The organism is Cognatiluteimonas weifangensis (genome assembly GCF_003416885.1).
GTDB classification, from domain to species: domain Bacteria; phylum Pseudomonadota; class Gammaproteobacteria; order Xanthomonadales; family Xanthomonadaceae; genus Cognatiluteimonas; species Cognatiluteimonas weifangensis.
Genome location: NZ_QVPD01000017.1, coordinates 1 through 12,973, shown reverse-complemented (window position 1 = coordinate 12,973; position 12,973 = coordinate 1). Strand labels below are relative to the sequence as shown.

The 12,973-nt window shown below is 72.3% G+C and carries 12 protein-coding genes; 10 read left to right on the top strand and 2 right to left on the bottom strand.

The features are described 5' to 3' along the window. Positions 1-18: 18 nt before the first annotated feature. Together D0Y53_RS12070 and D0Y53_RS12065 are read right to left on the bottom strand one after the other, a co-directional pair. Positions 19-288 carry a GlsB/YeaQ/YmgE family stress response membrane protein gene (locus D0Y53_RS12070; RefSeq protein ID WP_117203600.1) on the bottom strand — a complete coding sequence of 90 codons (270 nt, stop codon included), beginning with the start codon at positions 286-288 and terminating at the stop codon, positions 19-21. Positions 289-419: 131 nt separating this feature from the next. Then, positions 420-1,808, bottom strand: coding sequence for an AMP-binding protein (locus D0Y53_RS12065; RefSeq protein ID WP_117203573.1), 1,389 nt, complete (start codon positions 1,806-1,808; stop codon positions 420-422). 81 nt (positions 1,809-1,889) lie between these two features. Here D0Y53_RS12065 and D0Y53_RS12060 point away from each other — a divergent pair, with 81 nt between their 5' ends. From D0Y53_RS12060 to D0Y53_RS12015, 10 genes are all read left to right on the top strand, one after another. Then, on the top strand, positions 1,890-2,474 hold the full coding sequence (locus D0Y53_RS12060; protein WP_117203599.1) for a 4'-phosphopantetheinyl transferase family protein: 585 nt from the start codon (positions 1,890-1,892) through the stop codon (positions 2,472-2,474). Positions 2,475-3,540: 1,066 nt separating this feature from the next. Continuing rightward, on the top strand, positions 3,541-4,230 hold the full coding sequence (gene rsmG / locus D0Y53_RS12055) for a 16S rRNA (guanine(527)-N(7))-methyltransferase RsmG (RefSeq protein ID WP_117203572.1): 690 nt from the start codon (positions 3,541-3,543) through the stop codon (positions 4,228-4,230). Between the two features lie 120 nt (positions 4,231-4,350). Continuing rightward, a complete protein-coding gene (locus tag D0Y53_RS12050; protein ID WP_117203571.1) occupies positions 4,351-5,169 on the top strand; it encodes a ParA family protein in 819 nt (272 codons plus the stop codon). After that, positions 5,166-6,083 carry a ParB/RepB/Spo0J family partition protein gene (locus tag D0Y53_RS12045; protein WP_117203570.1) on the top strand — a complete coding sequence of 306 codons (918 nt, stop codon included), beginning with the start codon at positions 5,166-5,168 and terminating at the stop codon, positions 6,081-6,083. Before D0Y53_RS12050 ends, D0Y53_RS12045 begins: the two co-directional genes overlap by 4 nt. 4 nt (positions 6,084-6,087) lie before the next feature. Further along, positions 6,088-7,077, top strand: coding sequence for an NAD-dependent epimerase/dehydratase family protein (locus D0Y53_RS12040; protein ID WP_117203569.1), 990 nt, complete (start codon positions 6,088-6,090; stop codon positions 7,075-7,077). Further along, the gene (locus tag D0Y53_RS12035) at positions 7,074-7,817 is read left to right on the top strand and encodes a glycosyltransferase family 2 protein (RefSeq protein WP_117203568.1); all 744 of its coding nucleotides are present in this window, start codon (positions 7,074-7,076) and stop codon (positions 7,815-7,817) included. The genes D0Y53_RS12040 and D0Y53_RS12035 overlap by 4 nt, the downstream gene beginning before the upstream one ends. 44 nt (positions 7,818-7,861) lie before the next feature. Then, the gene (locus tag D0Y53_RS12030) at positions 7,862-8,188 is read left to right on the top strand and encodes a lipid-A-disaccharide synthase N-terminal domain-containing protein (protein ID WP_117203598.1); all 327 of its coding nucleotides are present in this window, start codon (positions 7,862-7,864) and stop codon (positions 8,186-8,188) included. Positions 8,189-8,377: 189 nt separating this feature from the next. After that, on the top strand, positions 8,378-8,614 hold the full coding sequence (rpmB, locus tag D0Y53_RS12025; protein WP_117203567.1) for a 50S ribosomal protein L28: 237 nt from the start codon (positions 8,378-8,380) through the stop codon (positions 8,612-8,614). Between the two features lie 10 nt (positions 8,615-8,624). After that, the gene (gene rpmG, locus D0Y53_RS12020) at positions 8,625-8,789 is read left to right on the top strand and encodes a 50S ribosomal protein L33 (RefSeq protein ID WP_117203566.1); all 165 of its coding nucleotides are present in this window, start codon (positions 8,625-8,627) and stop codon (positions 8,787-8,789) included. Positions 8,790-9,129: 340 nt separating this feature from the next. Then, the gene (locus D0Y53_RS12015; protein WP_117203597.1) at positions 9,130-12,600 is read left to right on the top strand and encodes a hybrid sensor histidine kinase/response regulator; all 3,471 of its coding nucleotides are present in this window, start codon (positions 9,130-9,132) and stop codon (positions 12,598-12,600) included. Positions 12,601-12,973 lie beyond the last annotated feature (373 nt).

The following is a 12,973-nucleotide window of genomic DNA, read 5'->3' as shown; positions in this document are numbered from 1 at the left end:
GCGTCCTCACGCCGGCTATCAGCGCACGCGCCCGCGGCGGAACAGGTTGACGATCGCCAACAGGATGACCGCACCGATCAGGGCGGCGACGAAACCCATCAGGTCGAATCCGCCGGCGGCGCTGGTGGAGCCGCCGATCAGCGGCGCGATCAGCCAGCCGCCGATCAATGCGCCGACGATGCCGACGACGACGTTGAGGATCATGCCCTGCTGGGCGTCGGTCTTCATGATCATGCTGGCCAGCCAGCCGATGATGCCGCCCACGATCAGCCAAATGATGAGACCCATCATGTTCATCTCTCCTTGTGCATGGAAACGGACCCGTTTCCCCGTCAGGGGCGCAGTCAGTCTGTCCACTCGGACGTGATGGCGACGTCACGCGGAACCCGGCACGTGGGGAACGAACTTTTTTCGGCGAATCAGTCGCTTGCGGTCTGCAGCAAGGCGAGCAACGCGGCCCGCGGTAGCTTGCCGGTGGGATTGCGTGGCAGGGCCGCGACGCAGCGCAGCGGTCGCGGCAGGAACACCGGGTCGATGCCCTGACGCAGCGCCTGCAGGATCGCCGCCGGCGTCAGCGTCGGCGCCACCGCCAGCGCGGCGATCCGGCGCACGCCGCCGGCCGCCGCGGCATCGAGCTGGAACACGACCCCATCGACCACGCCCGGCACCGCCTGCAGCCGGCGGGTGAGGTCGTCCAGCGAGGCGCGCTTGCCGGCGATTTCCAGCAGATCGGCCTGGCGGCCGCGCAGGCGGAAGCGGCCGGCGGCATCGACGATCTCGACCAGATCCGCCAGCAGCGCCGGCGCCGGCAGCTGCGGCGCATGCACCAGGCTGCCGTCGGGCTGCGGCTGCAGCCGCACCCCGGGGAACGGGGTCCAGGCTTCGTCCCGCGCGCTGCGCCGGCGCGCGATCACGCAGGTCTCGGTGGAGCCGAACAGTTCGCGCACCTCGCAGCCCAGGCGCGCCTCGGCCGCCGCGGCCAGCGCGGCCGGCAGCGGTGCGGTCGCCGAGACGATCCCGGCCAGCGGCGGCACGCGAAGGCCGGGATCGGCGGCGCACGCCTGGACCAGGGCACGCAGGTGCACCGGCGTGGTCACCAGCAGCCGCGGCGCCGGCGCCTGCCGCAGGGCATGGGCGATGTCGTGCGGGAAGAACGGCCGCCCGGCGTGCACCGCGACCTCCGCCAGCAGCGGCAGCAGCACCGACAGCTCCATCCCGTACATGTGTTGCGGCGGCACCGTGGCGACCAGGTGCACGGGCGTGCCCGCCGGCCACAGGTCGCGCAGCGCGGCGAGATTCTGTGCGGTGCTGGTGCGCAGGCTGTCCCAGGTCTTCGGGTTGGGCGCGGGCACGCCGGTGCTGCCGGAGGTGAAGCCGATCGCCGCCAGCGCGGCACGGTCGATCCGCAGCGGCGCGGCTTCGGCCTGCGGCAAGGGCGGCGTCGGACCAGGGTCCGGCTCCGCGGAGGCGACCGCGGCGTCGTCCAGGCGGTAGCTGCCGGGGTGGCGCTGGGCGACCTCGGCCACCGCCGCCGGTGCGCGCGAGGGCGGCAGCAGCGTGACCTGGCCGCGCACCGCCGCTGCGCAGAACGCGACCAGAAAGCGGTAGCGGTCCTCGCACAGGTTGATCGCGTGCGGCGCCTCGGGCAGCCGCGCCGCCAGCGCCTGCACCTGGCCCAGAAAACGGCCCAGCGTCACCGTACCCGACGGTCCGAACGCCAGCGTGCGCGTCGCTGCGCCCACGGCCAGCGCCACGGGCGCCGCACTGCGGCCGGCGATGCCGGCGATGTCGTCGACGACGGCGGACATGGTTTCCTGCCTGCGATGGTCACGGCCCTCTACCGCGATTACTTTACGCTGGCACTCCCGCTGCAAACCAAATCCCGCCCCATGTCCGAACCCTCCGCGCCCGCCGCGCCGCACTGGCAGTGGCTGCCCTGGCAACCCGGCACGCCCGCCGAGGACACGGCGCGGCGCTGGCTGGCGCCGCAGCTGCAGACCCCGCCGCAGGCGATCGCGCTGATTCGCGACCGCCACGGCCGGCCGCGCCTGCAGGTGCCGGCGGACGCCGACGTGGGCTGGAGCCACAGCGGTGCGGGCCTGCTGCTGGCCTACGGTCGCGGGGTCGCGCTCGGCATCGACCTGGAACGCGAGCGGCCGCGGCCGCGTGCGCTGGCGCTGGCGCGGCGCTTCTTCGACGTCAGCGAGGCGCAGTGGCTGCAGGCGCAGGCCGACGAGGCCGCGCGCACCGCCGCCTTCGTGCGCCTGTGGTGCGCCAAGGAGGCGGTGCTGAAGGCGCACGGCCGCGGTCTCGCCTTCGGCCTGCATCGCTTGGCCTTCGCCGAACGCGACGGCGCGCTGGTCCTGGCGCAGGCCGATCCGGCACTGGGCGACGCGGCGCACTGGCAATTGCGCGAGTTCGTCCCGCACCCCGGCTACCGTGCCGCCCTGGCGTGGAAACCGTTGCCCGGCTGACAGCGGCGCAAACCGTCCATCGCCCGCGCAAATCCCTCTCCGCAAGAGCGCCCCGGGCGGCTTCGCACGGGGCAGTTTTGTGCACGAGCTTCGGACGAGGCGACGCGCAGATCGCATCGGATGGGGGCGGGCTGATCGCTTCGGGTGGGGCGACGCACGCCGAGGCGCCCTGGCCCGCCGCTCATGCGAGTCGTCCACGACTCAAATCGCGGGCGCGGGCCATCCCTGGCCCACTCGGGCCAGGGCGCCCCGACGCACGCCGCCAGGCATCCGTGTTTCCGGTCTTCGGCTGACAAAGCAGGGCGACGACGACAGGCGTGTGACCGTCGCAGCGAACGATCTGTCACGTCGCACACACACGGGCAGGGGATGAGGATGCGTCATCTGTTCGAGAAAAATTCTGGTTCCCGACTCGAGGCTCGGCTTCGGAGGGAGTCGCCGTCCAGCGGGCTGGGGTACTGCGCCCTCCTGATGACGTCCTGTCTTCAAGTCGAGGCGCGGACCATGTCTGACGAGTGATGACCTGCTCTCGAGAGATCGGCTTCGGACGGAGTCGCCGCCCGGCGGGCTGGGGGTGCTGCGCCCTCCTGACGACTTCCTGTCTTTAAGTCGGGTCGTGGACCATCCATGGTCCACTCTCCGCACCCCCAGCCCACCGGCCGGCGACTTGGCGAGATTGGAGGTCATCGCTTCGGCCGGTTTTTTTGCAAGCGCCGACTCACTTGCCAGAAGCCGGTGGCCCGGCCTGTGCGGGACCGTCGGCGGCATGGATGCCGCCGAGGAGCCTACAGGGACGTATTCACGGCGTGTCCCGTACAGGCCGGGCCACCGGCTTCCCCCCGCGGAGATTCCCGCACTTGAAGGATGTCTCCACGACGTGTCCGCACAGGTCGGGGCACCCGCTTCCCCCGCGGGGGTTTCCGCGCTTGAGCAGAATTCTTGACTGCCGCGAACACCGTTCGGGAGCTCGGTACGGCGGGTCTCGCGACACTGCTGTGGGCACCCCCCGCCCGCAAGTCCTTGCCTCGCGGCGATGGTGCGGCGGTCGCCCTCCTACAATGCGGGGATGAGCGAGACGACGATCCCGGCCGCGGCGCGGCTCGAGCTGGAGCAGGGGCTGGCTGCGCTCGGGCTGGCGCACTCGCATGCCGCGCCGCTGCTCGCCTACCTGGCGCTGCTGCTGCGCTGGAACCGCGCCTACAACCTGACCGCGATCCGCGATCCGCACGAAATGGTCGGCAAGCACCTGCTCGATTCGCTGGCGATGCATGCCAGCGTCGACGCGATCGCCGCGGCCGGCGGCAGCCTCGCCGACCTGGGGGCGGGCGCCGGCCTGCCCGGCATCCCGCTGGCGATCGTCAAGCCGGGACTGCAGGTGACCCTGGTCGAAGCCAACGGCAAGAAGGCGCGGTTCCTGCGCGAAGCGGTGCGCACCCTGCCGCTGCCCAACGCGCGCGTGGTCGAAGCGCGGATCGAGGCGATCGACGCGACGGCAAGCTTCGACGCCATCACCGCACGCGCGTTGGCGAGCCTGCCGCAGCTCCTGGCGCTGGGCGGCCACCTGCTCAAGCCCGGCGGCGTGCTGCTGGCGCTGAAGGGCGCGGTCCCCGATGCGGAGATCGCCGCCTTGCCGCCAGGGTGGCGGCTGCAGGCTGTGCGCCCGCTCACGGTTCCGGGGCTGGCGGCGGAACGGCACCTGGTCGTGGTCGGCAGGGCGCCGGACACCTCAAGCGGGGTCCCCGGCGGCGCATCGTGACCCGCCGCAAGCGCGCCCTTGCCCGGCGCGGCATAATCCCCGGTCCGGCCCCGGGTCCCGCTTGCGGGCGGCCGGCATTGCGTTGACCGATCCGTTTTCCCAAGAGGCACGCCGAGCCGCATGGCCCGCATCATCGCTGTCGCCAACCAGAAAGGCGGGGTCGGCAAGACCACCACCGCGGTCAACCTGGCCGCGGCACTGGCGCGCACGCCGATGCGGGTGCTGCTGGTGGACCTCGACGCCCAGGGCAACGCCACCATGGGCAGCGGCGTGGACAAGCGCGAGCTGGCCGCCTCCAGCTGCGACGTGCTGCTGGAAGAACAGCACGCCGACGCCGCGATCGTGGCCACGCCGGAAGGCTTCGACCTGCTGCCCGGCAACACCGACCTGACCGCGGCCGAGATCGAGCTGATGGACGAGGACGGCCGCGAACAGCGGCTCAAGCGCGCGCTGGACCCGCTGCGCGGACGCTACGACTTCATCCTCATCGACTGCCCGCCGGCGCTGTCGCTGCTCACCCTGAACGCGCTGACCGCCGCCGACAGCGTGCTGGTGCCGATGCAGTGCGAGTATTACGCGCTGGAAGGCCTGAGCTCGCTGCTGCAGACCATCGACGCGCTCAAGCAGCGCCTGAATCCGGCGCTGGAGATCGAGGGCGTGCTGCGGACCATGTTCGACGTGCGCAACAACCTCGCCAACGCGGTCTCGGCCGAACTCACCCACCATTTCGGCGACAAGGTGTTCCGCACCATCGTGCCGCGCAACGTGCGCCTGGCCGAGGCGCCGAGCCACGGCCAGAGCATCGTCGGCTACGACCGCGGCAGCCGCGGCGCGATCGCCTACCTCGGCCTGGCCGGCGAGGTGCTGCGGCGCCAGCGCGAGCGCGATCAGGACAAGGAGCGCAAGCCCATGAACAAGCCCGTGGAGACCGGGGCATGACCGCCGCCCGAAGCGCGCCGAAAAAGCGCGGGCTCGGCCGCGGCCTGGAAGCCCTGCTCGGCCCCAAGGCCGCGAGCCAGGCGCCGGCGCTGGAAGCCGCCCCGGGCGACGTGCTGCGCACGCTGCCGGTGGACGCGCTGGCGCCGGGCAAGTACCAGCCGCGCAAGACCATGGACGACGCCAAGCTCGCCGAGCTGGCCGAGTCGATCAAGGCGCAGGGCGTGATCCAGCCGATCGTGGTCCGCGACCTCGGCGGGCGCAGCTACGAGATCATCGCCGGCGAGCGCCGCTGGCGCGCCTCGCGCCTGGCCGGGCTGAGCGAGATCCCGGCGGTGGTGCGCGAGGTCGACGACCGCACCGTGGTGGCGATGGCGCTGATCGAGAACATCCAGCGCGAGGACCTCAACCCGCTGGAGGAAGCCAATGCGCTGCAACGGCTGATCGACGAGTTCGACCTGACCCACGCGCAGGCGGCCGAAGCCGTCGGCCGTTCGCGCGCGGCGGTGTCCAACCTGCTGCGGCTGCTGGAACTGCCGCCGGAGATCCGCACCCTGGTGGAGACCGGCGCGCTGGAGATGGGCCATGCGCGCGCGCTGCTGACCCTGGCCCCGGCCGCGGCGATCGCGATCGCGCGGCAGGCGGCCGAGCACGGCTGGTCGGTGCGCGAGGTCGAGCACCGCGTGCAGCAACTGGCCGCCGGCAAGCTGCCCGCGGCCGGCAACGGCAAAGCCCGGGCGGCGAAGGCGAAACCGCAGGCCGACATCGCCACCCTGGAACGGGAGTTGTCGGAATCGCTCGGCACCCGCGTCAGCGTGCTGCACGGCCGCGCCGGCAAGGGCCGGCTGGTGATCCACTACTCGGGCCTGGACACGCTCGAGGGCGTGCTCGAGAAGCTGCGCGGCCCGTCCGCCTGAGCCGATGACGGTCCTGGTCACCGGCGCGGCCGGTTTCATCGGCGCCTACACCTGCCGCGCCCTGGCGGCGCGCGGCGAGGCGGTCGTCGGCCTCGACAACTTCAACGACTACTACGCCCCGCAGCTCAAGCGCGACCGGGTGGCGGCGCTGTGCCCGGACGTCGACATCCGCGCGCTCGAGCTGACCGACCGCGCCGGCCTCGCCGCGCTGTTCGACGAGCACCGGCCCGAGCGCGTGGTGCACCTGGCCGCGCAGGCCGGGGTGCGCTATTCGCTGGACAACCCCCACGCCTACGTCGACAGCAACCTCGCCGGCTTCGTCAACGTGCTGGAGCTGTGCCGGCATCGCGGCGTGGCGCACCTGGTCTACGCCAGCTCTTCGTCGGTGTACGGCGATTCGGCGACGCCGCCGTTTTCCGAAGACCAGCGCGTCGACCGCCCGCGCTCGCTGTACGCGGCGACCAAGGCCGCCAACGAGCTGATGGCCTACACCTACGCCCACCTGTACCGGCTGCCCGCGACCGGGCTGCGGTTCTTCACCGTGTACGGGCCGTGGGGGCGGCCGGACATGGCGCCGGTGCTGTTCTCGCGCGCGGTGCTGGCCGGGCGTCCGATCCGGGTGTTCAACCACGGCAGGATGCGCCGCGACTTCACCCACATCGACGACATCGTCGCCGGCGTGCTCGGCGCCCTGGACTGCGCGTTCGACGCACCCGCGGCCGACGCCGCCGTCGCGCCGGTTCCGCACCGGCTGTTCAACCTCGGCAACCACACCGCAGTGGAACTGGAGCGGTTCATCGCCGTGATCGAGCGCGCCGCCGGCAGGCCCGCGCAGAAACGCTACGAGCCGCTGCAGCCCGGCGACATGGTCGAGACCATGGCCGACACCGCGCGCGCGCATGCCGCATTCGGTTTCGACCCGGCGATCACGATCGAGGCGGCGCTGCCGGAAGTGGTGCAATGGTGCCGTGCGTATTTCGGAGACCGTGCATGACCATCGCGCCCGCCCTGTCCGTCGTCGTCCCGGTGTTCAACGAGCAGGACAACGTCGCGCCGCTGCTGGACGAGATCCTGGCCGCGCTGCGCGGCAACGCGCTGCTCGGCGACGGCGGCTTCGAAGTCGTCTACGTCGACGACCATTCGCGCGACGCGACCCTGGCCACGCTGCAGCGGCTGCGGGCCGCCACCCCGGAGCTGCGGGTGCTGCACCACGCCGTCCAGAGCGGCCAGAGCACCGCGATCCGCAACGGCGTCAAGGCCGCGCGCGGCGCCTGGGTCGCGACCCTGGACGGCGACGGCCAGAACGACCCGGCCGACATCCCCAAGCTGCTCGCGCAGCGCGCGCAGGCGGCGCCGGAGGTGAAGCTGTTCGCCGGCTGGCGGGTCCAGCGCATGGATTCGGGCAGCAAGCGCTGGGCCAGCAAGTGGGCCAACGCGATCCGCGCGCGGCTGCTGCGCGACGCCACCCCCGACACCGGCTGCGGGATCAAGCTGTTCGAGCGCGCCGCGTTCCTGGAGCTGCCGTACTTCGACCATATGCACCGCTACCTGCCGGCGCTGATGCAGCGCGCCGGCTGGCAGACGGTCAGCGTGCCGGTCAACCATCGCCATCGCGGCAGCGGCGTGTCCAAGTACAACAACCTCGGCCGCGCCCTGGTCGGGATCGGCGACCTGCGCGGGGTCGCCTGGCTGATCCGCCGCAGCAAGCGCACCGCGGTGGAGGAGCTGCCGTGAGCCTGGCGCTGCTGCAGGCGGCCGCGCCCGCCGCCGGCGATTTCATGAACGACCCGCTGCCGTGGCTGGAATGGACCGGGCTGTACATGTCGCCGTGGAAGCTGATCGGCCTGACCGGGGCACTGATGTTCGGCGGCCGCTGGGTGATCCAGTTCCTGGCCTCGCGCAAGCACGGCAAGCCGGTGATTCCGCGACTGTTCTGGTACATGAGCCTGCTCGGCTCGGTGATGACCCTGAGCTACTTCGTGTTCTCGCAGAAGCAGGACGCGGTCGGCGTGGTGCAGAACCTGTTCCCGGCCTTCACCGCCGCCTACAGCCTGTACCTGGACATCCGCCACCGCGGCTGGCACCGCGACAAGGCCGGGCATTAGCGCTTCAGGCCCGCGGCGCGCAGGCACGTTCAGGTTCGCGTCGCGCATCGGCGGGCGGCCGGCTGGCACGGACCGCGCCGGCACGGCATAATTGCCGGCTCGCTGCGTCCCGGCCCCGGCCCGGACCGCTGCGGCGAGGCCGAGGGTCCCCGGGCTATGGGGGCCGACCACAGACCACCGAGGTGCGTTATGTCCCGCGTATGCCAAGTCACCGGCAAGGGCGTGCAGACCGGCAACAACGTCTCGCACGCCAACAACAAGACCCGCCGCCGCTTCCTGCCCAACCTGCACGAGCGCCGCTTCTGGGTCGCCAGCGAGAACCGCTGGGTCAAGCTGAAGGTTTCCGCGCAGGCCCTGCGCACCATCGACAAGAACGGCATCGACGGCGTTCTGGCCGACCTGCGCGCCCGCGGCGAAAAGGTCTGAGGAGAACGACATGGCAACCAAGCGCGACAAGATCCGCCTGATCTCCTCGGCCAACACCGGCCATTTCTACACCACCGACAAGAACAAGAAGAACACGCCGAACAAGATGGAGGTCAAGAAGTACGACCCCGTCGTGCGCAAGCATGTGATCTACAAGGAAGGCAAGATCAAGTGACGCCTCGGGCCGCGCCTTAGCGCGGCTGCCGCGAAAGCGGGGATCCAGGGAGGCTGTTTCCGAAGCCCGCCGCACGGCGGGCTTCGCATTTGCGCGCGCGACGCTCCCAGGGTCTGCTGCCGCACCTGCTGCCGCCTCCGCCGGCGCCGCGTCGCCGGCAGGCGCCCGGGTTCCCGCGCCGCCGGTCGCCGCCGCCCGGCACGCGCTCCACGCAGCCTGCCCGCGCCGGGCGGGCGGATGCCGTCCGGACCACGCGACCGTCCCTGCGACTTTGGTCGAAGCCCGCGGCCATGCCGCGGCCCGCGCCGTACACTCGCTGCTCCCCCTGCGGAGACGGCGCTTGATCCCGGGCTGGCTGCTGCTGCTGGTGTCGCTGGGCTACGTCGGGCTGCTGTTCGCGGTCGCCTACGCCGGCGACCAGCGCGATCCCACCGCGCGCCTGCGCTGGCTGCGGCCGCTGGTGTATTCGCTGACGCTGGCGGTGTACTGCTCCTCGTGGACCTATTACGGCGCGGTCGGCACCGCCGCGCGCACCGGGTTGGGTTTCGTCCCGATCTACCTGGGGCCGCTGCTGCTGTTGCTGTTCGGCTGGCGCATCCTGGAGCGGCTGGTGCTGATTTCCGGCGAGCACCGGATCGTCTCGATCGCCGATTTCCTGTCCTCGCGCTACGGCCGTGCGCCGGGGCTGGCCGCGCTGGTGGCGGCGGTGGCGCTGACGGCGGCGGTGCCCTACGTCGCGCTGCAGTTCAAGGCCGTGGCGATGAGCGTGTCGGTGCTGGCGCCGGGCAGCGAGGACGCGCTGCCGGGCGATCCGGCGCTGTACGTCGCCCTGCTGCTGGCGGCCTTCGCGATCCTGTTCGGCACCCGCCAGATCGATGCGACCGAACACCACCGCGGCATGATGCTGGCGGTGGCGCTGGAATCGCTGGTGAAGCTGGTGGCCTTCGTCAGCATCGGCGTGCTGGCGCTGCTGCACCTGCCCGGCAGCGGCGGCGCGGGCGAGCGGGCGGTGCAGGCGGCCGGGGTGGTGGTCGCGCGCGGCATGCCCGACGGCTTCCTTGCCCAGAGCCTGCTCGCCTTCGCCGCGATCGTGTGCCTGCCGCGGCAGTTCCATGTCGCCGTGGTCGAATGCCAGGATCCGGCCGACCTGCGCCCGGCGCGCTGGCTGTTCGGCGCCTACCTGGTGCTGTTCAGCCTGATGGTCGTGCCGATCTCGCTGGCCGGGCAGGCGCTGCTCGCCGGCAGCGGCGCCTCGCCGGACACCTTCGTGCTGGCGCTGCCGATGGCGCTGGGCCACGACGTGCTGGCGCTGGCGACCTACGTCGGCGGCTTTTCCGCCGCGACCGGCATGGTGATCGTGGCCAGCGTGGCGCTGGCGACGATGGTCAGCAACGATCTGGTGATGCCGCTGCTGCTGCGCAGCGGCGCCCTGCACGAGGGCGCCAGCATCGACCGCCAGGTGCTGTGGGTACGCCGGGTCACCATCGTCGCGCTGGCGCTGATGGCCTACGCCTACCACCACGGCACCGCCGGCGAGACCCTGGCGCAGTACGGGCTGCTCGCCTTCGCCGCGGTCGCGCAGTTCGCGCCGGCGCTGATCGGCGGCCTGTACTGGCGCGGCGCCAGCCGCGCGGGGGCGTTCAGCGGCCTGCTCGCGGGGGCGTCGCTGTGGGCCTACACGCTGCTGTTGCCGGCGCTGGCGCGCGGCGGCTGGTTCGCCACCGGCTGGATCGACAGCGGCCTGCTGGGCCTGCACTGGCTGCGCCCGGAACAGCTGTTCGGCCTGCGCGGCTGGGATCCGCTGACCCACGGCGTGTTCTGGTCGCTGCTGTGCAACGTCGGCGCGTTCTTGCTGATGTCCTCGTGGAAGCGGCCGCGGCTGCAGGACCAGCTGCTCGCCACCTCGTACCTGGATCCCTACGCGCAGCGCTCGCCGCTGGGGCCCGGCAGCTGGGCCGGCAGCGTCCGCGGCGGGGAGCTGCTGGCGCTGGCCGAACGCATCGTCGGCGAGCGTCCGGCGCGGCGCGCGTTCGACGAGTACGCGCAGTCGCGCGGCCGGCCCTGGCAACCCGAACAGCCCGCCGACCGCGGGCTGGTGCAGTTCACCGAACGCCTGCTGGCCTCGGCGATCGGCGCGGCGTCCGCGCGCCTGACCCTGACCACCGCGCTGCGCGGCTCGGGCATGGAACTGGGCGAGGTGGTGTCGCTGCTGGACGAGGCCAGCCAGGAGCTGCGCTTCAACCGCGAAGTGCTGTCGACCACGATGGAGAACATCAGCCAGGGCGTGAGCGTGGTCGACGCCGACCTGCGGCTGGTCGCCTGGAACCGCCGCTACCAGGAGCTGTTCGGCTACCCCGACGGCATGCTCTACGTCGGCCGCCCGGTCAGCGACCTGATCCGCTGGAACGCGCAACGCGGCGAAATGGGCGGCGGCGACATCCAGGAGCAGGTGCGTCGCCGCATCGCCCACCTGCGCGCGGGCGCGCCGCACCTGTTCGAGCGCGTGCGCGCCAGCGGTCAGGTGATCGAGATGCGCGGGCAGGCGCTGCCGGGCGGCGGCTACGTCACCACCTACAGCGACGTCACCGACTACAAGCGCGCCGAGCGCGAGCTGCGCGAGGTCAACGAGACCCTGGAGCAGCGCGTGGAGCAGCGCACGCGCGAGGCCGAGGCCGCGCAGCAGTCCAAGGCCCGCTTCCTGGCCGCGGTCAGCCACGACGTGCTGCAGCCGCTCAACGCCGCGCGCCTGTTCGCCTCGGCCCTGCGCGAGAGCCGGGTCGACAGCGAGCAGTCGCACCTGGCCGAGCGCGTGGACACCTCGCTGCGCGCGGCCGAGGAGCTGCTCGACGGCCTGCTCGACATCTCCCGGCTGGACGCCGGCGCGCTGCAGCCGCAGGTCGGCGATTTCGACGCCGGGGAGCTGCTGCGCGAACTGGTCACGCAGTACGCGCCCACCGCCGCCGACCGCGGCCTGCGCCTGCGCGTGCGCCTATCGCGCGAGCCGCTGCCGCTGCACAGCGACCGCCGCCTGCTGCGGCGCGCGCTGCAGAACTTCCTCGCCAACGCCCTGCGCTACACCCGCAGCGGCGGCGTGCTGCTGGCGGCGCGCGCGCGCGGGGACACGGTCGCGTTGCAGGTCTGGGACACCGGGCCGGGCATCGCCGCGCACCATCTCGACCAGATCTTCGACGAGTTCCGCCGCTTCGAGCAGCCCGACGGCAGCGACGAGCGCGGCCTGGGACTCGGACTGTCGATCTGCCAGCGCATCGCGCGCACCCTGGACCACCCGCTGACCGTGCGCTCGCGTGTCGGCCACGGCAGCATGTTCGCCATCACCGTGCCGCTGGGGCGGACGCAGGCGCCGGCGCCGGCCGCGGAAACGCGCGGCGAATCGATGGCCGACGCCCTTACCGGCCTGCGCGTGCTGTGCGTCGACAACGACCGCGAGATCCTCGACGGCATGGGCGCGCTGCTCGGTCGCTGGCGGGTCGAGGTGCTGCCCGCGACCGACGTGGAGGAGGCGCTGGCGCTGGTCGCGGCGCGCCCCGAGGTGCTGCTGGTGGACTACCACCTGCACGACCGCCTCGACGGGCTCGCCCTGATCGCCGAACTGCGCGCCCGCGCCGGGCGCCCGCTGCCGGCGGCGCTGCTGACCGGCGACGGCAGCGACGCGCTCAAGCACGCCGCGCGCGAACGCGGCTGCGTGGTGCTGACCAAGCCGATCAAGCCGGCGTCGCTGCGCGCACTGCTGGCGTCCACGCGGACGGCGGGCGCGGGCGATCCGCGGCCAGCGGACGAGGCGGCCGGCTGAGTGCGCGACCCGGAGATCCCGGTTGCGCTCTCTCGGCGGGTTGTTCATCCGGGACGATCCCGGCCAAGGTGCGAATCAGCCCCGTTCGGGGAGCCCCGGATGAGCCTGCATGAACCTGCTCCTCTCCGAGTGCAGGAATCCCTGCGGGGAGGTGGCCCGGCCTGACACGCGGCGAATGCAACCCCCAAGCGCGGGAACCTCGGCGGGGGGAAGCCGGTGGCCCGGCCCTGTGCGGGATACGCGGTGAATGCAACCCTCAAGTGCGGGAACCTCGGCGGGGGAAGCCGGCGGCCCGGCCTGTGCGGGACACGCCGTGAATACGTCCCTGTAGGCTCCTCGGCGGCATCCATGCCGCCGACGGTCCCGCACAGGC

Bases quoted from the DNA above. Each gene is read 5' to 3' on its own strand.
- rpmB (WP_117203567.1), top strand. From the start codon at position 8,378: ATGTCCCGCGTATGCCAAGTCACCGGCAAGGGCGTGCAGACCGGCAAC.
- D0Y53_RS12040 (WP_117203569.1), top strand. From the start codon at position 6,088: ATGACGGTCCTGGTCACCGGCGCGGCCGGTTTCATCGGCGCCTACACC.
- D0Y53_RS12035 (WP_117203568.1), top strand. From the start codon at position 7,074: ATGACCATCGCGCCCGCCCTGTCCGTCGTCGTCCCGGTGTTCAACGAG.
- rsmG (WP_117203572.1), top strand. From the start codon at position 3,541: ATGAGCGAGACGACGATCCCGGCCGCGGCGCGGCTCGAGCTGGAGCAG.
- D0Y53_RS12030 (WP_117203598.1), top strand. From the start codon at position 7,862: ATGAACGACCCGCTGCCGTGGCTGGAATGGACCGGGCTGTACATGTCG.
- rpmG (WP_117203566.1), top strand. From the start codon at position 8,625: ATGGCAACCAAGCGCGACAAGATCCGCCTGATCTCCTCGGCCAACACC.
- D0Y53_RS12050 (WP_117203571.1), top strand. From the start codon at position 4,351: ATGGCCCGCATCATCGCTGTCGCCAACCAGAAAGGCGGGGTCGGCAAG.
- D0Y53_RS12070 (WP_117203600.1), bottom strand. From the start codon at position 288: ATGGGTCTCATCATTTGGCTGATCGTGGGCGGCATCATCGGCTGGCTG.
- D0Y53_RS12045 (WP_117203570.1), top strand. From the start codon at position 5,166: ATGACCGCCGCCCGAAGCGCGCCGAAAAAGCGCGGGCTCGGCCGCGGC.
- D0Y53_RS12065 (WP_117203573.1), bottom strand. From the start codon at position 1,808: ATGTCCGCCGTCGTCGACGACATCGCCGGCATCGCCGGCCGCAGTGCG.
- D0Y53_RS12060 (WP_117203599.1), top strand. From the start codon at position 1,890: ATGTCCGAACCCTCCGCGCCCGCCGCGCCGCACTGGCAGTGGCTGCCC.